This is a genomic window from Polaribacter sp. Z014 (assembly GCF_023555435.1).
GTDB lineage: Bacteria > Bacteroidota > Bacteroidia > Flavobacteriales > Flavobacteriaceae > Polaribacter.
Genome location: NZ_JALCZP010000002.1, coordinates 454,119 through 475,541 on the forward strand (window position 1 = coordinate 454,119; position 21,423 = coordinate 475,541).

22 protein-coding genes are annotated in these 21,423 nt (G+C 30.5%); 11 read left to right on the forward strand and 11 right to left on the reverse strand.

Annotated elements, in window-relative coordinates; genetic code table 11:
• Window positions 1–2 precede the first annotated feature (2 nt).
• Window positions 3–641 carry a DUF937 domain-containing protein gene (locus MPF19_RS05150; RefSeq protein WP_249987060.1) on the reverse strand — a complete coding sequence of 213 codons (639 nt, stop codon included), beginning with the start codon at window positions 639–641 and terminating at the stop codon, window positions 3–5.
• A gap of 121 nt (window positions 642–762) precedes the next feature.
• Between MPF19_RS05150 and MPF19_RS05155 the strand changes: the two genes are divergently transcribed.
• From MPF19_RS05155 to MPF19_RS05165, 3 genes are read left to right on the forward strand one after another with little or no spacing between them, the layout of a single operon-like run.
• Entirely contained in the window at window positions 763–2,088 is a 1,326-nt protein-coding gene (locus MPF19_RS05155; RefSeq protein ID WP_249987061.1) for a dicarboxylate/amino acid:cation symporter, read from the forward strand.
• Window positions 2,089–2,147: 59 nt separating this feature from the next.
• Window positions 2,148–2,999 carry a sulfurtransferase gene (locus MPF19_RS05160; RefSeq protein ID WP_249987062.1) on the forward strand — a complete coding sequence of 284 codons (852 nt, stop codon included), beginning with the start codon at window positions 2,148–2,150 and terminating at the stop codon, window positions 2,997–2,999.
• Window positions 3,000–3,010: 11 nt separating this feature from the next.
• Window positions 3,011–3,337, forward strand: a complete 327-nt coding sequence (locus MPF19_RS05165) for a hypothetical protein (protein WP_203392912.1) — start codon at window positions 3,011–3,013, stop codon at window positions 3,335–3,337.
• 46 nt (window positions 3,338–3,383) lie between these two features.
• On the opposite strand, the gene MPF19_RS05170 is transcribed toward MPF19_RS05165, so the two are convergent.
• The 3 genes from MPF19_RS05170 to fahA form a co-directional block, all read right to left on the reverse strand.
• Window positions 3,384–4,574, reverse strand: a complete 1,191-nt coding sequence (locus MPF19_RS05170; RefSeq protein ID WP_249987063.1) for a TlpA family protein disulfide reductase — start codon at window positions 4,572–4,574, stop codon at window positions 3,384–3,386.
• A 120-nt stretch (window positions 4,575–4,694) separates the two neighbouring features.
• Entirely contained in the window at window positions 4,695–6,086 is a 1,392-nt protein-coding gene (locus tag MPF19_RS05175; protein WP_249987064.1) for a glycoside hydrolase family protein, read from the reverse strand.
• Window positions 6,087–6,273: 187 nt separating this feature from the next.
• Window positions 6,274–7,551 carry a fumarylacetoacetase gene (gene fahA, locus MPF19_RS05180; RefSeq protein ID WP_249987065.1) on the reverse strand — a complete coding sequence of 426 codons (1,278 nt, stop codon included), beginning with the start codon at window positions 7,549–7,551 and terminating at the stop codon, window positions 6,274–6,276.
• A gap of 199 nt (window positions 7,552–7,750) precedes the next feature.
• Between fahA and glyA the strand changes: the two genes are divergently transcribed.
• Entirely contained in the window at window positions 7,751–9,025 is a 1,275-nt protein-coding gene (gene glyA, locus MPF19_RS05185) for a serine hydroxymethyltransferase (RefSeq protein ID WP_249987066.1), read from the forward strand.
• A gap of 107 nt (window positions 9,026–9,132) precedes the next feature.
• Here the strand turns inward: glyA and MPF19_RS05190 are convergent, their stop codons facing one another.
• The 3 genes from MPF19_RS05190 to MPF19_RS05200 form a co-directional block, all read right to left on the reverse strand.
• Complete coding sequence (locus MPF19_RS05190; RefSeq protein WP_249987067.1) at window positions 9,133–9,318, reverse strand: CsbD family protein; 186 nt, start codon at window positions 9,316–9,318, stop codon at window positions 9,133–9,135.
• A gap of 113 nt (window positions 9,319–9,431) precedes the next feature.
• Entirely contained in the window at window positions 9,432–9,638 is a 207-nt protein-coding gene (locus MPF19_RS05195; protein ID WP_249987068.1) for a hypothetical protein, read from the reverse strand.
• A 92-nt stretch (window positions 9,639–9,730) separates the two neighbouring features.
• Window positions 9,731–11,077, reverse strand: coding sequence for a DNA recombination protein RmuC (locus tag MPF19_RS05200; protein ID WP_249987069.1), 1,347 nt, complete (start codon window positions 11,075–11,077; stop codon window positions 9,731–9,733).
• A gap of 89 nt (window positions 11,078–11,166) precedes the next feature.
• Between MPF19_RS05200 and MPF19_RS05205 the strand changes: the two genes are divergently transcribed.
• Complete coding sequence (locus MPF19_RS05205) at window positions 11,167–11,706, forward strand: 1-acyl-sn-glycerol-3-phosphate acyltransferase (RefSeq protein WP_249987070.1); 540 nt, start codon at window positions 11,167–11,169, stop codon at window positions 11,704–11,706.
• A gap of 151 nt (window positions 11,707–11,857) precedes the next feature.
• On the opposite strand, the gene pepT is transcribed toward MPF19_RS05205, so the two are convergent.
• The 3 genes from pepT to MPF19_RS05220 are packed head-to-tail and all read right to left on the reverse strand — an operon-like array spanning window position 11,858 to window position 14,438.
• The gene (pepT, locus tag MPF19_RS05210) at window positions 11,858–13,099 is read right to left on the reverse strand and encodes a peptidase T (protein ID WP_249987071.1); all 1,242 of its coding nucleotides are present in this window, start codon (window positions 13,097–13,099) and stop codon (window positions 11,858–11,860) included.
• A 1-nt stretch (window position 13,100) separates the two neighbouring features.
• Window positions 13,101–13,658: a hypothetical protein gene (locus tag MPF19_RS05215; RefSeq protein WP_249987072.1), complete on the reverse strand. Its 558-nt coding sequence runs from the start codon at window positions 13,656–13,658 to the stop codon at window positions 13,101–13,103.
• Window positions 13,659–13,700: 42 nt separating this feature from the next.
• Complete coding sequence (locus MPF19_RS05220) at window positions 13,701–14,438, reverse strand: arylesterase (RefSeq protein ID WP_203395060.1); 738 nt, start codon at window positions 14,436–14,438, stop codon at window positions 13,701–13,703.
• A 33-nt stretch (window positions 14,439–14,471) separates the two neighbouring features.
• On the opposite strand from MPF19_RS05220, the gene MPF19_RS05225 reads away from it, so the two are divergent.
• From MPF19_RS05225 to MPF19_RS19320, 6 genes are all read left to right on the forward strand, one after another.
• Window positions 14,472–15,161: an ABC transporter ATP-binding protein gene (locus tag MPF19_RS05225; RefSeq protein ID WP_203395061.1), complete on the forward strand. Its 690-nt coding sequence runs from the start codon at window positions 14,472–14,474 to the stop codon at window positions 15,159–15,161.
• 44 nt (window positions 15,162–15,205) lie between these two features.
• Window positions 15,206–17,698, forward strand: coding sequence for an ABC transporter permease (locus tag MPF19_RS05230; protein ID WP_249987096.1), 2,493 nt, complete (start codon window positions 15,206–15,208; stop codon window positions 17,696–17,698).
• A gap of 85 nt (window positions 17,699–17,783) precedes the next feature.
• On the forward strand, window positions 17,784–19,181 hold the full coding sequence (locus tag MPF19_RS05235; protein ID WP_249987073.1) for a TPM domain-containing protein: 1,398 nt from the start codon (window positions 17,784–17,786) through the stop codon (window positions 19,179–19,181).
• A 69-nt stretch (window positions 19,182–19,250) separates the two neighbouring features.
• On the forward strand, window positions 19,251–19,559 hold the full coding sequence (locus MPF19_RS05240; protein ID WP_203395063.1) for a phage tail-like protein: 309 nt from the start codon (window positions 19,251–19,253) through the stop codon (window positions 19,557–19,559).
• 23 nt (window positions 19,560–19,582) lie between these two features.
• Complete coding sequence (locus MPF19_RS05245) at window positions 19,583–19,990, forward strand: hypothetical protein (RefSeq protein ID WP_249987074.1); 408 nt, start codon at window positions 19,583–19,585, stop codon at window positions 19,988–19,990.
• A gap of 210 nt (window positions 19,991–20,200) precedes the next feature.
• On the forward strand, window positions 20,201–20,335 hold the full coding sequence (locus MPF19_RS19320) for a hypothetical protein (protein ID WP_284041390.1): 135 nt from the start codon (window positions 20,201–20,203) through the stop codon (window positions 20,333–20,335).
• Between the two features lie 119 nt (window positions 20,336–20,454).
• Here MPF19_RS19320 and MPF19_RS05250 read toward each other — a convergent pair whose 3' ends face one another.
• Complete coding sequence (locus tag MPF19_RS05250; RefSeq protein ID WP_249987075.1) at window positions 20,455–21,351, reverse strand: AraC family transcriptional regulator; 897 nt, start codon at window positions 21,349–21,351, stop codon at window positions 20,455–20,457.
• Window positions 21,352–21,423: the final 72 nt, after the last annotated feature.

Below are 21,423 nucleotides of genomic sequence, written 5' to 3' on the forward strand. Positions count from 1 at the left end.
TCTTATTTTCCAAAAAGACCACCCAATAAACTTCCAATTCCTCCAGAACTTTTATTGTCACCTCCTAAAAACATTCCAGCAACATCATCTACAACACTTCCATCACCATCTGCATCTAATATTTTTTCTAAAAAGCTTTGCTCATTTGCAGTGTCATTTCCACCTAACATTCCGCCTAATAAACTACCTAATCCAGAAGAATCTGATACGTTATTTTGTTTAGATTGTTTACCTAAAACTCCCATTAATAATGGAGCCGCTACTTTTAAAATATTAGCAACAGAGCCTGCATCTAAACCAGCTTTTTGACCAATAACTTGCTCTACACCTTGTTGTTTACTTCCTAAAACATGACTTAAAATTCCGGCACCATCTTGTTTTACGCTTTCATCTACACCACCGTTAAATAAACCACCCAAATTGTCTAAAATACTACCATCATGTTTACCTGATAAAGCCCCCATTAAACCTGCAGCTCCTTCTGGAGTAGCAGCATTTCTTTCCATAGCTTTCATTAAAACTGGCAAAGCCATTGTTAATACACTACCTGTTTTGCTAGCGTCATTTCCTGTAGAACCAGAAACGCCAGAAATAATTTGTTTCCCTAAATCACTATTTAATAAGTCTAAAATACCTGCCATCTTTATGTTTTTAATAATTAATATGAATGTTTTCTAATTTTATGACACAATATACGAATAAAGTCACGCATTTTTTTAATATTTTATTTATCTTTCAAAATCTTAATTTTTAAACTATTTAATGAAAAAACTAGCATTACACTGGAAAATTTTAATAGGTATGGTTCTTGGAATCCTCTTTGGTTTTATAATGAATTCTGTGGATGGAGGTAAAGGTTTTGTAACTGATTGGATAAAACCTTTTGGTACCATTTTTATCAATTTATTAAAATTAATTGCGGTACCATTAATTTTGGCTTCTTTAATTAAAGGAATTTCTGATTTAAAAGACATTTCTAAGATTAAAAAGATGGGTTTTAGAACCATGGTTATTTATATGTTAACCACCTTAGTTGCTATTATTATTGGTTTAGGTATTGTAAATGTGGTAAAACCTGGAGCAGGAATGTCTGCTGATACCATAGAAAAAATTAAGATTAAATATGAGACTTCTACAGATCTTGTAGACAAATTAACAAAAGCGACAGCACAACATGATGCGGGGCCATTACAATCTTTAGTAGATATTTTTCCGAGTAATATTTTTACATCATTAGGAAATGCAAGTATGCTTCAAATTATCTTTTTTGCAATATTTGTGGGTATCTCTTTGTTATTAATTCCTGAGAAAAAAGCGAAACCGTTAATGGATTTCTTTGATTCATTAAATGAAGTGGTTATGAAAATGGTAGATTTAATTATGCTTTTTGCACCGTATGCTGTATTTGCGTTATTAACTAATGTTATGATTGCTTTTGATGATACAGAAATACTTTTAAAACTTTTAGTATATGCCCTTTGTGTGGTTGCTGGCTTATTATTAATGATTGGGTTCTACTTAATTATGATAAGTGTTTACACCAAAAAATCGCCAATTTGGTTTTTAAAGCAAATAAGTCCTGCGCAAATATTAGCTTTTTCAACGAGTTCTAGTGCAGCAACTTTACCCGTTACCATGGAAAGAGTAGAAGAGCATTTAGGGGTAGATTCTGAAGTAGCTGGTTTTGTTTTACCTGTTGGTGCCACTATAAATATGGATGGCACAAGTTTGTATCAAGCCATTGCTGCCGTATTTATTATGCAAGTTATTTGGCCAGAAGGACTCACTTTTTCTAATCAGGTGGTAATTGTAGCTACTGCTTTATTAGCCTCCATTGGTTCTGCGGCAGTGCCAAGTGCAGGTATGGTAATGTTGGTTATTGTATTAGAATCTATTGGTTTTCCTCCTGAATTATTACCTATTGGATTAGCACTAATTTTTGCTGTAGACAGACCCTTAGATATGTGTAGAACTGTTGTAAATGTTACAGGTGATGCTGCGGTTTCTGTATTAGTGGCAAAATCTTTAGATAAATTACATGATCCTAAACCAAAGGAATGGGATGATAATTATGAAGATGTAAAGTAGTTTTCTTATTTTATTTTAACCAAACAAACTGTTAGACTGAACTTTTAGAAGTCTTTTAAATGATGTCATTAAAAATAACAAAACCCATAGTTTCTGTAGATTGGTTACAAGCTAATTTAGATCATAAAAATCTAATTATTTTAGATTGTACCATCCCAAAAGTAACAGAAAAATCTAGCACCTCTAATCCTGATGAAAAATATCATATTAAAGGCGCTTTGTTTTTTGATATTAAATATACTTTTTCTGAGGTAACAGCACCATTTCCGAATACAATACTTGACTCCAAATTATTTGAAGAAAGAGCACAAAAGTTGGGTGTAAATAATGAGAGTATTATTGTTTGTTATGACGATTTAGGTATTTATTCATCACCTAGAGTTTGGTGGATGTTTCAATTGATGGGTTTTACAAATGTTGCTGTTTTAGATGGCGGTTTTCCTAAATGGAAAGAACAACAGTACTCCATAGAAAAACAACAAATAAATATTCTAAAAAATGGCGATTTTAAGGTGAATTATCAACCTAAAAAAATTAAATTTACAGTAAATGTTTTAGAAGCACTTAATAATGAAGCTATTTTAATTACAGATGCACGTTCTAAAGGTCGTTTTAATAGTTCAGAACCAGAACCAAGAAGCGACGTAAAAGGAGGACATATTCCTAATTCGGTAAGTTTGCCTTTTAGTGAGATCATAGAAAATGGATCATTCAAATCTGAAGCAGCATTAAAAGTAATCTTTAATCAAATAAATCCAGAAGATAAAGCTTTTATTTTTTCTTGTGGAACAGGTATAACAGCTGCTGTATTGGCTTTAGGTGCAGAAATATCAGGGTTTAAAAATTACGCTGTTTATGATGGCTCATGGACAGAATGGGGAAGTACAGAAAATTTACCAATAGAAATTTAAAAAAATAGATTATGAACATCAATTGGACAAAAGAAGAGTTTCAGACCTACGTATTATTGTATGCCGCACAGAGCAATTATATAGAAACGGAATCTGAAAGTAGCTATATTTTATCGAAAGTAAATGAAGCTATATTTAATAGAATTCATACAGAAATTGTGCACGATAATGATTATCAGGCTATGGAAAAAATTAAAAGTTATTTAGCTGATAATAAGTACACAACTGAAGATAAAGAAAATCTTTTAAAAGATATAAAAAATGTCTTTTTTGCTGATGGTTCTGTAGATATTTTAGAACGAAATGTTTTTATCTTTTTGAAAAAAATTATTGAATAGCCTAAAGCGGATATTTAATAAGATTCATTAGTACTTACTTTTTTTCTTAATTATTTTTCATATAATTTTTAACCCAATCTTTTAAGGCATTACCATGAATGTTTTTGGCAATCACGATGCCTTTATTGTTTAAAATAAAGTTTGCGGGTATAGTGCTAATTCTTATTTGTTTTAAAAATAGCGCATTGTCACCTTGCAATTCAGATGTATGCAACCAAATATTTGCCCCATCACGGTTTATAGCAGCTTTCCATGTAGCTTCATCAGACTCTAAACCATAAGCAATAATTTGCAAACCTTGTTTATGATATTCCTTATAAATAGGAAGTAAAAATTCTCGATTTTCTTTTCTGCAAGGAGCGCACCACGAAGCCCATAAATCTATAATAGTAAGTTTATTTCCTAAAACTTTCTCTATATTAAGAGTGTCTTTCGTTATCATTGGCAATTTTATGTTTGGAAATTTATCTCCCAATAAAACAGGTAATTTAGAAGACTCGCTTTGCTCGCATAGTTGTTTTACCCAAGGGTGATTTGGTGCTTTTTCTTTCCACTTATTACATTGATTTACTAAAAACTCCGGAACACGTTCGTAATTATAGACTGGACTTACCCATCGTAAAGCTAAGAGTGCAGGCATAAGAAGTTCCGTGCTATCTGCAAAGTTTATTAATTCTTGCTGATATTGTAAAATAGCATGTTCTTTTTGTAATAACTGATCTCCTTTGTGCACATCCCAATTTTTATCTTTTAAATAGGTTTGGTAGGCTTTCTGGTTGATATCTCTTAATTCTAAGAAAGTCTTATTAATTTTAGAAGGATTTTCAATGGAAAAACTTTTTTGAAATTCATCTATTTTTGCGGTAATTCTAATCGTGTTTCCAGATTGCCATAGAATTGGCATATAATTAGATTTAGCCGTATTTTCAGTTTGTAAATAAGTAGGATATTTATCGGGTAGTTGTAAGGCTAATTCTAACAAAATAGGCTCTTTACTTTTTGGAAAATGGTAAAATTTAAAACTACCATCAGAATTTACAACAGCAGAATCTATGACTTTTCCGAAATAAGATGCCGCTACTTCTTTTAAATTCTCAGGTTGAATAAGATATATCTTTAGATCTTTTTTTAGAATACCTTCAATTTTACCAGATATAGGTGCTGGTGATTGGCACGCTATTAAAATTAAAATGAGTAAGATAAAACTAATATATTTTTTTAAAAGACTAGCTTTCATTTTTTTTAAATTAAAATCAAAGTTACTAATGAACTGTCTTTTTATTACTGATTTATATCAGAAATTGTAAAAGTGTTTTTAACATCTATACTTCCTTTATAGTTGCTATATATGCATAATTTATCGCTTAAAAATTTTTAGTCTATTTTCTGTTTGTCCAGAGATTATTAAATCTTTTTCTTCAGGTAAAAGTAAAGAATAACTGGCATCAATGTATATTACTGCAACAGAAGGCCCCACAATCGGGCTCTCTTTTCCTGGAGTTCCATTATCAATTTTATGGTTAGAATCCTCGGGGATATATACAAAATTAGGTTCTTTATATAGTGGTTTTAAATTAGAAGGAATAAAAGAATAATTTTTATAAGATAGGGTGGCAGTATCATCCGCAGAAACCATACTAATATTAGTGAATTTTGAAGTAGAAGCAAAGCTACCTTTTGCTCTTCTTTTAGAATCACTACCTACAAAACCTTCTTTTATAAAGAGCGTCCAGCTACTTCCTTCAGATTTAGCCATATCCACTAAAATCCTTCCGTTAAGAACTGAATGAGGTTGCAATAAAACAGCTGCTTTTCCGTGAATACTTGCTACGTTTTTAATAACAATATTATCTACACCTAAATCATATTGTCTACCCGTATGTGCTTCTATTCTGCAAGTCATTCCTCCTTGACTCGATAAATTCTTTAGTAATATATTCTTACCAACATTGGTTTGCACCAATCCGTAACCTATAGAACCTTTTGTTAAAGAGACATTTGCAATAGTAACATTTTCTGCTATTTGAGCCGTTTCTCCATCATCATTTATATCTACTGGATTAAAAGCAATGGCAGCACCTAAGGTATAATCATCCACGATAGAAAAATTTTCTATCAATGCATTTTTTACGTAGCCCAAAGAAATTGCTCTGCAAAAAGTGTTTCCCCAAGTTTCATAAAACTTTTCTACAATTAATTTCGGACGAGTAGCAGGAGATCCTAAACCTATAATCTTAACATTTTCTAAAGGTTTGCCAACTTCTTTACCGCTTAAAGAAAAGAAATATCTCCAACCATTTTTAACATTTTTACCTTCGTTTTGTTTTTCCAAACGAATTTCTGTTCCGCTTTCTATAGTAATGTGTACATTCGATTTTAATAAGACATCTCTAAAAGCATATTTACCCGTTTTAATAGTAATATTTCCTCCGCCTTTACTCGTTAATTCATCAATTATTTTTTCTAACGCTTCTGTATCACTTTTACCATCAATATGAACAAAAGTTATAGTACGATCTGACGGTAAATTGATGAAATCACTTCCTGTATAACCCGCATTATCCTGAAAATAAGGTTTAGAGTTATATACAGAAATATCCGTTACATCGCCTGTATTAATAACCGTAGTTGGTGTTTCTTCTACCGGAATTTCTATAGGATCTTCTTTTTGAACTTGTTCAATAGCTTCCGTCTTTTCACAAGAAATTAAAAATAGAGATATTATAAAAAAGGAGCATAGTTTGTTCATGAAATGTATCTTTTAAGTTTACATTCAAATTTAGTGTTACAAAATAATTTTTAGCAACAGTTATTATTCTTTCATTGATATAAAATTACCTTAACCAAACAAAAAAACCTCACAAAATGTGAGGTTTCAATATTCTATATAAAATTATTTAATTATTGCTTTTACATCAATAATTGATTATGCTTTATTATTTAGCAGGTAATATTTTACCAACACATTCTCCAAAACCAATACGAACTTTATTATTTTTACAATGAGCTCGCATAATTACCGTATCGTTATCATTAATAAATTTACGTTCTGTACCATCTTTTAATGTAATAGGATTTTCTCCTTTCCAAGTTAATTCTAACATAGAACCATAACTATCTTTTGTTGGGCCAGAAATAGCACCAGATCCCATTAAATCTCCAGATTCTACCGGACATCCATTAACGGTATGATGCGCTAATTGTTGTGCCATTGTCCAATAGGTATACTTAAAATTAGAGTTAGAAATAATCGTTTCTTCACCGTTTTCTGGTTTAATTCCCACTTGTAAATGAATATCATAACTTCCTTTTCCTTCTTGTTCTAAATAAGCTAAAGGTTTTTCTGTATTATTAGTGTTTTCTACTCTAAAAGGTTCTAATGCATCTAAAGTTACTATCCATGGAGAAATTGTTGAAGCAAAGTTTTTTCCTAAAAATGGCCCAAAAGGTACTTTTTCCCATGCTTGAATATCTTTTGCAGACCAATCGTTTAATTGTACCAAACCAAAAATATACTCTTCGGTTTCTTTAATTGGAATACGATCACCTAAAACATTTGCATCCGTAGTTATAAATGCCATTTCTAATTCGAAATCTAATAATTCCGTTGGTCCAAAATTAGGAATAGTACTTCCTTCATCTGGTTTTGTTTGTCCATATGGCCTTCTTATTTTTGTTCCAGAAGGAACGATAGAAGAACTTCTAGAATGATAACCAACAGGCATTTGAGTCCAATTTGCATATAAAGTATTGTCTGTATTATCTGATAACGAAGCTATATTTGTAGCATGCATTTTGCTTGTAGAAAAATCTGTAAAATCACCAACAGCAACTGGTAATAACATTTCTACTTCGTCCATTCTAAAAATAATTTTATCTTTATGGTTGGCATTATCTCTTAAAATACCATTGGTAACATCAAAAACTTCAGAAATTCTATTTCTAACCAATCGCCATGTTTTACGACCATCTGCAATAAAATCATTTAAGTTATCTTGAAGAAAAATATCATCCGTTAACGGAATTCCTTTAAAGTAACCCAATTGATGAAAAGCTCCTAAATCTATCGCAAAATCACCTATTCTACTACCAATCGTTATAATATCATCTCTAGTGATAAAAACACCAAAAGGGATGTTCTGAATGGGAAAGTCTGAATTTTTATCTACCTTTAACCAGGATTTTCTATTTGGATTATTTGCTGATATGATCATTATAATGAGATTTATTTTTCACCAAACCTACATATTTTTTTTTCATTTAAGAATAAAAAAACAATGAAAAACACATTTTTAACAGTACTTTTTTCTTAATAAGATAATTATAGCAAAAAATGATAAATTATAGTTAAAACATGTTTTTTACAAATATGATTTTATTATTTTTGGTGCTTCTTTTAAAACAACAACAACAATGCAATTAGACAACCAAATTTTTGACCTTATTCAGGAAGAAAAAGAAAGACAGTTAAATGGATTAGAATTAATCGCTTCAGAAAACTTTGTAAGTGATGATGTTATGAGAGCTCAAGGTTCTATTTTAACCAATAAATACGCTGAAGGATATCCTGGTAAAAGATATTATGGAGGTTGTGAAGTAGTAGATGTTATTGAGCAAATTGCTATAGACAGAGCTAAAGAATTATTTGGTGCAGAATATGTAAACGTACAACCACACTCTGGTTCTCAGGCAAATACAGCTGTTTATGCTGCCTGTTTAAAACCAGGAGACACTGTTTTAGGTTTCGATTTATCTCATGGTGGACATTTAACACACGGTTCTCCTGTAAATTTTTCTGGTAAATTATACAATCCTGTTTTTTACGGAGTTGTAAAAGAAACAGGAATTATAGATTACGATCATTTAGCGGCACAAGCTAAAGAACATAAACCTAAATTAATTATTGCTGGTGCTTCTGCCTATTCTAGAGATATCGATTTTAAGAAATTTAGAGAAGTTGCAGACAGTGTAGGTGCTGTTTTAATGGCAGATATTTCTCACCCTGCGGGTTTAATTGCTAAAGGAATTTTAAATGATCCAATTCCTCATTGTCATATTGTTACTACTACTACGCATAAAACGTTACGTGGACCAAGAGGTGGTATGATTATGATTGGTAAAGATTTTGACAATCCTTTTGGAGAAACTTTAAAAAATGGAAATCTTAAAAAGATGTCTACTTTAATTAATTCTTCTGTTTTCCCTGGAAACCAAGGTGGACCTTTAGAGCATGTTATTGCTGCTAAAGCGGTAGCTTTTGGAGAGGCTTTAACAGATGAGTTTTTAGAATACCAATTACAAGTAAAAGCAAATGCTGCAGAAATGGCAAAAGAATTTGTTGCTAAAGGATATGATATTATCTCTGGCGGAACAGATAACCACTGTATGCTAATAGATTTACGTAATAAAAATATTTCTGGTAAAGATGCAGAAATTGCATTAGGAAAAGCAGATATTACGGTAAACAAAAACATGGTTCCTTTTGATGATAAAAGCCCGTTTATAACTTCAGGAATCCGTATTGGAACTGCTGCAATTACTACGCGTGGTTTAGAAGAAGACGATATGAAAGCTGTTGTTAATTTTATTGATGAAGCAATTATAAACGCTGCTAATGAAGATGCTTTACATAAAATTGGTGAACGTGTTGCTCACATGATGAGTGCAAGAAGATTATTTGTAATGTAACCACACAGTGGTTTTAAATATTCACTCTTGTGAATAAATATGAGACTAAAAAAGCATCAAGTTAATTCTTGATGCTTTTTTAGTTTTAAATATATAACGAAAGTTGTTTACCAACTTTTTACTTCTTTTTCGATGGCCTCACGAGTTTCGTCATATTTTTCTTGAATTTCTCCAATTAGTTTATCAAAAGATCCTTCTGCTTCCGTACTCTCATCATTGGTAATACGACCAAATTTTTCTTTAAATTCTCCTTTTATTTGTTTCCAATTTCCTTTTGCTGTATCCGAGTTCATATTCATTTCATTTATGTACTTCAATAGTACTGGTTAATAATAGTGTAAATTTAGAAAGATTTATAATTGCTTATGAATGCTATCTATAAAAATTTTGACTCATTAGATAAAAGTTATTTTTTTTCTGAACTTTTAATTTTTCCAGCAATTTCATCTACATCATCAGTCGCACTCTGTATTTGGTTTTTTAATTTATCGTTCTCTTTTTTCTTATCAATCTTAGCAACGATACTATCTTTATTGCTTTCTGAATCTTTTTCATCTGTTTTTACGGTTCCTTTTAAAGGATGTAAATCTCTTTCATGCTTTATAACTGACATATTTTTTAGTTTTTAAGATTAATAATTACATCAAAATTAAAAAAACAGATAATTTCAGTTTAACTACATTCAGTTAAATTATAACGCATTTGCTATTCATCTAGCTCATTAGCGCGTTTAATAATATTCTCTGGAATTGATTTTTTAGCTTTTGCACCCATTTTTTTTAATTTTTCTACTGAAGTAATTAAGTTTCCTCTTCCTTCAAAAAGCTTGTTCATCGCATTTGAATATTCATTTTTACTATCGTCTATTCGTTTTCCTATTCCTATTAAATCACCTAATAAACCATTAAACTTATCATATAAAGCACCTGCTTGTCTTGCAATTTCTAAGGCATTTCTTTGTTGTTTTTCATTATTCCACATAGAATCTATGGTTCTTAAAGTAGCCAAAAGAGTAGTAGGAGTTACAATAACAATATTTTTTTCAAATGCTTTATTGTATAAGTGATTATCTGCATTAATGGCCACTGCAAAAGCAGGTTCTATAGGAATAAAAAGAAGTACAAAATCTGGAGATTCAATTTTATAAATATCTTCATATTTTTTTTCTGATAATTGATTTACATGTCTATGAAGTGATGCTATATGTTCTTTTAAAAACTGAGCTTTTAAAGTTTCATTTTCTTCATTTACAAATTGCTCATAAGCCGTTAAAGAAACTTTAGAATCGACAATCATTTTCTTATTATCTGGCAAATGAATCACCACATCTGGTAGTATTCTTTTACCTTCTTCATTGGTAAAGCTTTGCTGCACGTAATACTCTCTATCTTTCTCTAATCCAGACTTTTCTAAAACTCTTTCTAATACTAGTTCCCCCCAATTTCCTTGTGTTTTATTATCGCCTTTTAAGGCTTTTGTTAAGTTAATAGTTTCTTTACTCATTTGTTGATTAAGCTCTTTTAAACCTAAAATTTGCTGACGTAAAGCGGCATGATAATCGATACTTTCTTTGTGAGTTTTATCTACTTTGTCTTCAAAAACTTTTATTTTTTCTTGCAGTGGGTTTAAAATTATTTTTAAGTTTTCTTGATTCTGTTGGGTAAATTTTGTCGATTTTTCTTCTAATATTTTATTCGCCAATACTTCAAAATTATTGGTAAATTTTTCTTGTAGTTTTTCAACTTCAATTTTATTGTTTTCTAGCTTTTCTGTAACGTTTTTAAACTCTGTCTCTAAACGTGTTTTATCAGAAATTAAGTTTTCTTTTTCTTTTTGAATGTATCTTAATTCACCTTGTAAATCATCAATAGTAATTTCTGTGTTTCTAAGTGTCTCATTTAGTTTAGAAACTTCAAACTCTAAAGTCGATTTTTCTTTTTGAGTGTCACTTTTCTCTTTTTCTGAATTTAATTTGGTTAAAATCTTACCTATAAAAAAACCTATAAGGCTAAAAATAAGTGCAATTAAGAAGTATATTGTCAATTCGTTCATCATATCAATTTAAGTTCATAAATTTATCGTTTTAAATGACAATAATAAAATACATTGAAAGCATTTTTTAAAATAGCGACTATATATTTATGAAAACAATAGCAAGGTTTATATTATTTACCATTTTAGGGTGGAAACTAGAAAACGATTTTCCTAAATCGCCTAAAAAATACGTTGTCATTGCTGCGCCACATACTAGTTGGTTAGATTTTCCAATAGCAATTTTATCTAGAATGTCTTCTGGAACGATGATTCATTTTATTGGGAAAGCATCACTTTTTAAAGGCCCGTTTGGTTTTTTCTTTAAAGTTTTAGGAGGCACACCTGTAGACAGAACCAAAAGTACAAATATGGTGGATGCCGTTATTGATGTATTTAATAGTAAAGAAGAGTTTAGATTAGGGATATCTCCAGAAGGAACTAGAAAAAAAGTAGATAAATGGAAAACAGGATTCTATTATATAGCAAAAGGAGCAGCCGTTCCTATTGTTATGGCTACTTTAGACTTTAAAAATAAGAAGATAAAAATTTCTCAACCTTATTATACAACAGATAGTAAAGAGGCTGATTTTAAAGTGTTTCACTCCTTTTTTAAAGGAGTAAAAGGGAAAAATCCTGAATTATTTTAATTATTTTGGTTGATAATATAAAAAAGATTATATTTGCTTGTAATTTATAATTTCTAATAGAGATTAGGGGCTTTATTATTAAGAAATATTTTACAATAATAGTATCATGCTATGATATGGAGTCTTCAGGATACTGAAGACTCCTTTTTTTTTAGGCAAACTTTACAGAAACTTTTTCTGCTATTCCTACAACCACCTCAGTAGCTTTTATCATAGATTCTACAGGTACATACTCATATCTTCCATGAAAATTATGACCACCAGCAAAAATATTTGGGCAAGGCAATCCTTTGTAAGATAGTTGACTACCGTCTGTTCCTCCACGAATAGCTTTAATTAAAGGCGTGATTTTCAAATCTTTCATTACTTCTTCTGCAATATCTACAATATGCATTACCGGAGTAATTTTTTCTTTCATATTAAAGTATTGATCTTTAAGAGTTACTTCAATTAAATCTTGATTGTATTTTGTGTTAAAATCTAATGCAATTTTTTGCATTAAACTTTTTCTCTTTTCAAATAAGTCTAAATCGTGATCTCTTACAATATATTCTAAAACAGTTTTTTCTACATTTCCATTGATATCATGTAAATGGAAAAAACCTTCATAACCTTCTGTTCTTTGAGGAACCTCATTAGTTGGAAGTGCTGTAATATATTCATTAGCAATTAGCATAGAATTTATCATTTTACCCTTAGCGTATCCTGGATGTACAATTTTACCAGTAATGGTTACTATTGCACCTGCTGCATTAAAATTCTCATATTCTAATTCTCCAATCTGACTTCCATCCATAGTATATGCCCATTCTGCCCCAAATTTATCAACATCAAACATGTGAGCTCCTTTACCAACTTCTTCATCTGGAGTAAAGCAAATTCTAATTTTACCATGTTTAATTTCTGGATGCTGAATTAGATATTCCATAGCAGTTACAATTTCTGTAACACCAGCTTTATCATCTGCACCTAAAAGGGTAGTACCATCAGTTGTTATAATTGTCTGACCTTTATATTGTAATAAATCATCAAAATAATCTGGAGATAACACTATGTTTTCTTCAGCATTTAAAATAATATTGTTTCCTTGATAATTTTCTACAATTTGAGGTTTTACATTTTTACCAGAAAAATCTGGACTTGTATCAATATGTGCAACAAAACCAATGGTTGGTACTTCATAATCTAGATTACTTGGCAACGTTGCCATAATGTAACAATTGGCATCTAAATCTACCTCTTTCATACCAATTTGTTTTAGTTCGTCTACTAATACATTGGCTAAATCCCATTGTTTTTCTGTACTAGGAAAAGCAGGATTGTTAGGGTCTGATTCTGTATCTATAGTTACATATTTTATAAATCGGTCTATAATGTGTTGTTTTTCAATCATTTTATTGAATGTATTTAATTTTTTCGATAAGTGTAAACGCCTTGCATAATCTGTTATTTACTAAAGAATCTCCGTAAACTTCTGCTTTTGCAAGTATAAAATTCTGTTCGTTTATTTTGATAAATAAATGGCAAACTTGGTATTCAAATTTTCCTTTTTTTCCTTTTGAAACAGTATAGTAAGAAGGTTTTTCTAGAAAAGTAGTCTCTTCAGATTTTATTTTGATAAGACGCTTCGATAAATTTTCTTGCTCTTGTTCTAGTTTAAAAGACGTATCAAAATTAATACTTTTATTGATAAATGTAACATCTAAAAGCAAAGATTCTGTTAATTGTTTTATAGTATCTGCAGTATAAATAGAAGATTGTAAATCATCATAATATAAATTTGTTTTCCATGTTTTTGGTATTTCAATGGAAAACAAGTTTTTAACGTCTTTTACTTCTTCTAAATTTTTAAAACTGTAAGGTTTACAATTAAAATTTTTACGTATTTCAGATGGATGCGAACAAGAAATAAATAGGTGTAAAGCGATTATAATTAAAAGAAAATTCTTCATAAAATATATAGAGGTTTTAAAGTGATCTTTTTCAGGTTCACTTTATTTAAGTATTGGTGCTAAAACGGTCAACACATTTTTAGCCAATATTTGATGTCCTTCTTTTGTTGGGTGAATACCATCTTTTTGATTTAAAGCTGAAATTCCTCCAACATTTTCTAATAAAAAAGGAACTAAATGCAAATCGTTCTTTTTTGCCAAATCAGGAAACATATTTTTAAACTCGGTAGTGTAATCTTGTCCCATATTCGGTGGAATTTGCATTCCTACTAACACAATAATGGTATCCGGATATTTTGTTTTAACGGCATCTATAATATCTTGTAGATTTTCTTTAGACTGCTTTAACGGTACACCTCTTAAACCATCATTTGCACCCAATTCTAAAATAAAAATGGTTGGTTTTTGATTCAGTACCCAATCAATTCTATTTTTACCGCCCGATGTAGTTTCTCCGCTTACTCCAGAATTTACAATGTTATAACCCAGATGTAAAGAGTCTATTTTATGTTGAATAATTCCAGGAAAAGCATCGTTAACATCCTCTAAGCCAAAACCAGCTGTTAAACTATCTCCAAAGAATACAATTGTTTTTACTTCCTCTTTGTTAGTTTTAGTAACCTCAGTTTTAGAAGTGGTTGTTTCTGTATTTGTTGCCTTTTTAGAAATATCCTGTTTACAAGAAATAAAAAATATCAGTAAAGAGATACAACAAAATTTTAAGAAAACCTTTTGAGTAATATTGTTATTATGTTTAAGCAATTGAGTATTTTTCAACATCAGAATTTTTTAGTAAAAAATTAAATAAAAGTAATGTCAAATATATTAAAGATTAATGATTTAGAGAAAACTTATACGAGTGGTTCTAAAAAATTAACAGTAATTAGTAATATCTCTTTTGAAGTAGAAAAAGGAAGTGTTTTTTCTATTGTAGGTCCTTCTGGAAGTGGAAAAACAACTTTATTAGGTTTGTGTGCCGGTTTAGACTATCCGACTGCTGGTGCTATTGAATTGTGCGGAACCCCTTTACAAGATTTAAATGAAGATGAACGTGCAGCATTACGTAACAAAGAAGTAGGATTTATCTTTCAGAATTTTCAATTATTACCCACTTTAACTGCTTTAGAAAATGTGATTGTTCCTTTGGAATTACAAGGCGAAAAAAATGCAGCAAAATTTGGAACGGCATTATTAGAGAAAGTAGGTTTGGCAGATCGCTTACACCATTATCCATCGCAATTATCTGGAGGAGAACAGCAACGAGTAGCATTGGCACGTGCTTTTTCTAACAGACCTTCTATTTTATTTGCGGATGAACCAACAGGAAATTTAGATGAAGAAACTGGAGAAAAGGTCATTCAATTATTGTTTGAATTGAACAAAGAAGCAGGCACCACTTTAGTCATTATTACACACGATTTAGATTTAGCCAATAGAACACAGCAAATTCTACGATTAAAAGGAGGTAAGATTATTTCTAACGAAAAAACGAACAGAATTTAATGAGCAATATGCATCCTAAAATCAATTTTCAATGGCTATTAAAAATGGCTTGGAGAGACGGAAAAGCAAGTCTTTCTAGGTTAATGCTTTTTATGGCTTCTATAATATTGGGTATTGCGGCAGTGGTTTCTATTCAATTGTTTAGTGATAATTTAAAACAAAATATAAAACAACAGTCGAAAGCCTTAATGGGTGCCGATTTTATTATTGATAGCAAACAAAAACCTTCTAAAAAAGTACAAGCCATAATAGATTCTTTAGGAGCAAAAGCGTCTGAAGTCAACTTTGTTTCTATGGCTGCTTTTCCTAAAAATGACGGCACCAAATTAGTGAAAGTTCGGGCTATGGAAGGCAATTTTCCGTTTTACGGAGATTTATCAACCGAACCTGCAGATGCTGGTACAAAATATCAAGAATTAGGAGGCGCTCTGGTAGATGCAACGCTACTGTTGCAATACAATATAAATCCAGGAGATTCTATAAAACTAGGAAAAATAAAACTGCCTATTATTGGTGCTTTAAAATCGATTCCGGGTAGTACAGCAATTTCTTCTTCTATAGCACCAACCGTATTAATTCCGTTTCGTTTTTTAGAAAAAACTGAATTATTACAATTAGGAAGTAGAAAAGAGTATCAGTACTTTTTTGAAGATCCAACAATAGATTTGTCTATTTTAGAGAACAAAATAGATCCAATTCTTAAAAAAGAAAATGCAGATTTAGACACCCATAAAAGTACTAGCCAACGCTTAGGGAAACGGTATGATAATGTGAGCCGATTTTTAAATTTAGTAGCTTTTATAGCACTTTTATTGGGCTGTATTGGTATTACTAGTTCTGTACATATTTATATCAAAGAAAAACTGAAAAATGTAGCAGTTTTAAAATGTTTAGGCGCTTCTAGAAAACAAACATTTTTAATTTATTTGATACAAATTATTGCTATTGGATTGATTGGAGGTATCATTGGAGCAGCTATTGGGATTTGTATACAATATGCTTTTCCGTATATTTTACAAGATTTTTTACCTTTTGATGTAGCCATTACTATTTCTTTACAACCCATAATTATGGGCGTTACCTTAGGCGTTTTAATGTCTGTTTTATTTGCATTATTACCCTTATTAGGTACTTGGTATGTATCTCCTTTAGAAGTTTTAAGAGGTTCTGAAGATAATTTACAAAAGCCTAAAAAAGCACGAATTGCAGTGGTATTGGCAATTATAACATTTATCTTTTTATTCTCTTTTTGGATGTTAAAAGATGCTGTAAACGGATTGATTTTTACCGCAGGAATTTTCATAACATTTGCAATTATGGCAGGTGTGGCCAATTTATTTATCAAATTGATTAAAAAATTCTTCCCAAGTTCTTGGGGATATACAAAGCGTCAAAGTTTATTGAATTTGTTTAGACCTAATAACCAGACAATGGTGCTGGTTTTAGCTATTGGATTGGGAACTTTCTTAATAAGCACGTTGTATTTCACCAAAGATATTTTACTAGTAAAAACGTCTATTGAGAGCAAAAAAAGTGATGCCAATATCATTTTAATGGACGTTCAAAATCAGCAAGAAACAGCAATATTAGAAACTTTTAAAAGTAAAGGATTAGAAGTAATTGATAACATACCAATTATTACCATGCGTATGCAAAGCATTCATGGTAAAACAGTAAATGAGATTCGTAAAGACACAACAGTTTCCATGAAAAAATGGATTTTAAATAGAGAATTTAGAGTTACATACAGAGAAGCACTGGCAGAAACAGAAGAGATTGTAGAAGGGGAGTGGACAGGAAAAACAACGAATGGAACACCTGTTCTAATTTCTATTGCAGATAATCTTGCCAAAGATGCCAACTTAAAAGTTGGAGATGCTGTAACTTTTAATATTCAAGGTGTGTTGATGGAAACAGTAATTGGAAGCATCAGAAAAGTAGATTGGAGTAGCATGAAAGTCAATTTTATGATTTTATTTCCAACGGGAGTTCTAGAAAACGCACCTCAATTTAACGTAATGACCACACATGTCCCAAATAAAGAAGGTTCTGCGGAATTACAAAGAACATTGGTAAAAGAATTTCCGAATGTTACTATTTTAGATTTACGTCAGGTTTTTACGCTAGTAGAAGATATTTTAGGTAAAATATCTTGGATTATTAATTTTATGGCATTTTTTAGTATTTTAACGGGTATTATTGTTTTGATAGGTTCGGTTAGAAATAGCAAATATCAACGAATTAAAGAAAGTGTATTGTTAAGAACTTTAGGAGCAAAAAGCAAACAGATTTTACAAATAACCGCTTTAGAATATGTTTATTTAGGAGTTTTAGGAAGTTTAACGGGTATTTTATTGTCTTTAATTTGCAGTCAATTATTGGCTACTTTTATATTTAAAGAACCTTTTATACCATCTGCAATTCCGTTTTTAGTTTTTCTACCAGGAATTACACTTTTAGTAGTATTGATTGGTTTGAGTAATTTAAAATCAGTTTTAAGAAGTCCACCATTGGAGGTTTTGAGGAAGGAAAATTAAGAATCTTTAGTATATTTACCCTAGTAAAATAAATTATAATGAGTATGAAATTGAGTTTTTTAAATAGACTAAAATCATTTTTAAAATGATTAAAAAAATATTACTATTTAGTCTTTTTTTAGGCTGTTTTTTCACATCAATAAGGAGTGTAAGTCAAAATATTTTAGAAACTACAGTTCATGTAATACAAGTTGAAGACGCTTCATCTATAGATGTTTTATTCCAAGAAACTGTTGAAGAGCCTGAAACTATTTACCCAATTTTTAAAGCACCAGTTTATAATAGCAATCAGCAAAATTATTCTATTAAAGAAGTTCCTAGCCCAAGAGGTCAAGGAATTATAGGGTATGTATCCGATCCAAATGATTTGATAGATGCTTCTTCCGAAAACCGAATAAATAAATTGTTATTTGATTTAGAACAAAAATCATCTGTAGAAGTTGCAGTGTTGATGCTTCCAGGTATAGGCCAAGAAATTCCTAAACAATTTGCAGTAGATCTTTTTAAATTATGGGGTATTGGTAAAGCAGATGCAGACAACGGATTGCTAATTTTAACAGTAATGGACCAACGTAGAACAGAGTTTGAAGTTGGTTATGGTTTAGAACCAATTTTAACGGATGCTCTTTGTTACCGCATTGGTGTAAACGAAATTGTACCTAATTTTAAAAAAGGAAATTATGGTAAAGGCATTATTAATGCTGTGGTTAGAATACAAGATATTTTAGATAATCCGGCAGTTATTCAAGAGGTTTATGGCAGTAGTATTGTTCATAAACAAGACCATAGTTACAAATGGTATCATTATTTATTATTGGTGTATACTATTATTTGCGTGTTCATGCTGTTTTGGTATGAAGGTGTATTATATCAAACTCAAATATCTAAAGACGATTTTTACGACAAGTATAATCGATTGGACGAATTAAAATTAGGATGTCTTATCGTTTTGTTACCATTTCCTTTATTTTTTATTTCAAAAAAGGTAAAAAAACGTCTGCAAGAATATCGAACAGCTCCTCGATATAGTAAAGTAAATGGTAAGCTGTTAACACTTAAAGATGAATGGAGAGAAAATAAATTTTTGGAAGCTGCTCAAATTTTAGAAGAAAATCTCAAATCAATACGCTACGATGTTTGGGTAACTGATGACGAAAGTGATATTTTAATTTTAGAATATGAAGGGGTTAATAGCCGAAAATACAGTGATTGTGTAAAATGTGGTTATAAAACCTTCGGAAAAAAATCATCGAAATTAACAAAGTCCGCCACTTATGCCTCTGAAGGAGAAAGAATTGATTATTATGAATGTAGAAATTGTAATTATCAAGATGAAAAGAAAATAATTCTTGCTAAAAAAGTGAGAAGCACTTCATCATCGTCATCATCATCATCATCATATTCAGGATCTTCTTCTTCAAGTTCGTCATCAAGCTTTGGTGGAGGTAGTTCTGGTGGTGGTGGAGCAGGTGTTAGCTGGTAATCATTTACATCATAAAAAGGGTGCAAATATTTCGATTATTTTTATCTTGCATGGTTTTAAATAAAATTTATGAAACACTTATCTTTTATATTATTTTTTTGTACCCTAAATTCTTTTTCTCAAGTAGGAATTAACACAACAACACTAGATCCTTCGGCTATTTTGGATGTTACAAGTATTGATAAAGGAGTATTAGTACCAAGAATCAACTTAACATCAACATTAGATATTACTACAATTACATCTCCATTAACAAGTTTGCTAATTTTTAACACCGCTACTGTGGCAGACGTAACGCAGGTTACTATTATTGGAATGGAACAGAATGGTCAAAATTATCAACGTCAAAAACAGTTGATAATGCTTGGAGCATTTTAGGTAATACAGGAACAGATGATACCGTGAATTTTATTGGTACAACAGATAACCAAGATTTGGTTTTTAAACAAAACAATATACAGGCAGGTGTGCTAAATTCTAATAATACTTCATTTGGTGTTAATAGCTTACCACTTAGTGCAACAGGTACGGATAATGTTACTATTGGTGTAAACGCTATGTCTTCTAATGTAACCGGAAGAGAAAATATAGCTATAGGACAAAACGCTTTAAGGGATAATCTAGATGGAACAAGTAATACAGCAGTAGGTTTTAATACACTTATTGCAAATACTGCAGGTTCTAACACAGCAATTGGTTCTAGTGCTTTAGTTAATAATACTTCTGGCTCAGATAATACAGGAGTTGGTTCGTTAACCTTAAATCACAATACTACAGGAGGAAATAATACAGCAATAGGTATACAGTAGCTTACCAAAAACACAACAGGAGCTAATAATACTGCTAATGGTTATTATGCACTGTTAGATAACACAACAGGAACTCACAACACAGCTAGTGGGTCTGAATCTTTAACTTTTAATACTAGTGGTGATTACAATACTGCTATTGGTACTAATGCACTTTATTCTAATAAGACTGCAAATGAAAATACTGCAGTGGGAGCAAATGTGGCGCCAATGGTTAAAGCAATACAAGAACAATCTACAGAAATTGAGCTATTAAAATCTGAAAATAAAGCATTAAAAATAAAACAACAAGAAATGGAAACCGCATTAAATGAAATTAAAACCTTGTTGTTACAAAAGAAATAAGCTAGTTTTTCTTTAAGGTATTATTGCTTGTACTTAATAACTAAAAGGAAAAAATAATAAATTACTTTATAAATTACATTTTGTTAGCTGATAAAATGGAATTTGTAGTTTACAAACTATTAAGCACGAATATTAGAAGAACAACTCGCACGTTTTAATAACATATACTCTCCATTATTTTTAAACTCCCTTATAGAAGTTCCAGCATAACGTTTAAAGGTTTTAGATAAATGACTTACGTCTGTAAAACCTAATTCGTCAGCAATTTGTGTTAGCGTAAAATCAGAATTTAAAAGTCGTATTTCTACTAGTTTCAGTTTCGCTTTAATAATATATTCGCGCAAAGGCATATTGACTTGTTTTTTAAAAAACTCACTAACATATGTTGGTGACATCATAAAAACTTCGGCTAAATTTCCAATTTTAAGTAACTCCGTTTTATCAATGTTTTCATTAATATAAGTTAACATTTTTGTTATTCTATCGTCCGATGTCTTTTCAGGAATTTTAAAATAATTACTTTTTTTAATATTCCGAATTAAAAGCTCTAAAACACTAGTCATTAAGCTAGTTACAAGATTAATCGATTCTTTGCCATAATTTCTAGATTCTTGTAAAATCATATTAATTAAGCTTTCTAAATGATTTCTATCAATATCATTTTTTATAATATCTCCCGGTAATTGGTTGTAGTTTGATAATATGTAAGATGCTTCTTTAAACCATTCATTTCTATCAATGGTAATTCTATTTACGTTTTTAAAAAATGAATCTGTAAACTTTAAAAAGACAAATTTTGTAGGTTTTTCAATATTAAAAGAATGACATTTTAAAGGTGGTAATAAAAACATACTGTTCTTTTCGTAGGCATAGTCATTGTAATTTATGCATTGCGTGCCTTCACCAGTTTTAATTAAAACCAATTCAAAAAAGTTATTTTTAACCGGTCGTTGCTTCCAATCGGTTAATTTTATTTCTTGTATTTCAAATGGTTTATAGGCTTCTAATACTTGCATTTTGGTATGTTTTAATAAAACTTTAAGGCGAATTTAGATAAAAAAGGCTTGCTAAACTTTAATTTTGTCTTT

Coding starts and splice junctions, on each gene's coding strand:
- MPF19_RS05150 (WP_249987060.1), bottom strand. CDS start 641: ATGGCAGGTATTTTAGACTTATTAAATAGTGATTTAGGGAAACAAATT.
- MPF19_RS05155 (WP_249987061.1), top strand. CDS start 763: ATGAAAAAACTAGCATTACACTGGAAAATTTTAATAGGTATGGTTCTT.
- MPF19_RS05160 (WP_249987062.1), top strand. CDS start 2,148: ATGATGTCATTAAAAATAACAAAACCCATAGTTTCTGTAGATTGGTTA.
- MPF19_RS05165 (WP_203392912.1), top strand. CDS start 3,011: ATGAACATCAATTGGACAAAAGAAGAGTTTCAGACCTACGTATTATTG.
- MPF19_RS05170 (WP_249987063.1), bottom strand. CDS start 4,574: ATGAAAGCTAGTCTTTTAAAAAAATATATTAGTTTTATCTTACTCATT.
- MPF19_RS05175 (WP_249987064.1), bottom strand. CDS start 6,086: ATGAACAAACTATGCTCCTTTTTTATAATATCTCTATTTTTAATTTCT.
- fahA (WP_249987065.1), bottom strand. CDS start 7,551: ATGATCATATCAGCAAATAATCCAAATAGAAAATCCTGGTTAAAGGTA.
- glyA (WP_249987066.1), top strand. CDS start 7,751: ATGCAATTAGACAACCAAATTTTTGACCTTATTCAGGAAGAAAAAGAA.
- MPF19_RS05190 (WP_249987067.1), bottom strand. CDS start 9,318: ATGAACTCGGATACAGCAAAAGGAAATTGGAAACAAATAAAAGGAGAA.
- MPF19_RS05195 (WP_249987068.1), bottom strand. CDS start 9,638: ATGTCAGTTATAAAGCATGAAAGAGATTTACATCCTTTAAAAGGAACC.
- MPF19_RS05200 (WP_249987069.1), bottom strand. CDS start 11,077: ATGAACGAATTGACAATATACTTCTTAATTGCACTTATTTTTAGCCTT.
- MPF19_RS05205 (WP_249987070.1), top strand. CDS start 11,167: ATGAAAACAATAGCAAGGTTTATATTATTTACCATTTTAGGGTGGAAA.
- pepT (WP_249987071.1), bottom strand. CDS start 13,099: ATGATTGAAAAACAACACATTATAGACCGATTTATAAAATATGTAACT.
- MPF19_RS05215 (WP_249987072.1), bottom strand. CDS start 13,658: ATGAAGAATTTTCTTTTAATTATAATCGCTTTACACCTATTTATTTCT.
- MPF19_RS05220 (WP_203395060.1), bottom strand. CDS start 14,438: ATGTTGAAAAATACTCAATTGCTTAAACATAATAACAATATTACTCAA.
- MPF19_RS05225 (WP_203395061.1), top strand. CDS start 14,472: ATGTCAAATATATTAAAGATTAATGATTTAGAGAAAACTTATACGAGT.
- MPF19_RS05230 (WP_249987096.1), top strand. CDS start 15,206: ATGGCTTGGAGAGACGGAAAAGCAAGTCTTTCTAGGTTAATGCTTTTT.
- MPF19_RS05235 (WP_249987073.1), top strand. CDS start 17,784: ATGATTAAAAAAATATTACTATTTAGTCTTTTTTTAGGCTGTTTTTTC.
- MPF19_RS05240 (WP_203395063.1), top strand. CDS start 19,251: ATGAAACACTTATCTTTTATATTATTTTTTTGTACCCTAAATTCTTTT.
- MPF19_RS19320 (WP_284041390.1), top strand. CDS start 20,201: ATGGTTAAAGCAATACAAGAACAATCTACAGAAATTGAGCTATTAAAA.
- MPF19_RS05250 (WP_249987075.1), bottom strand. CDS start 21,351: ATGCAAGTATTAGAAGCCTATAAACCATTTGAAATACAAGAAATAAAA.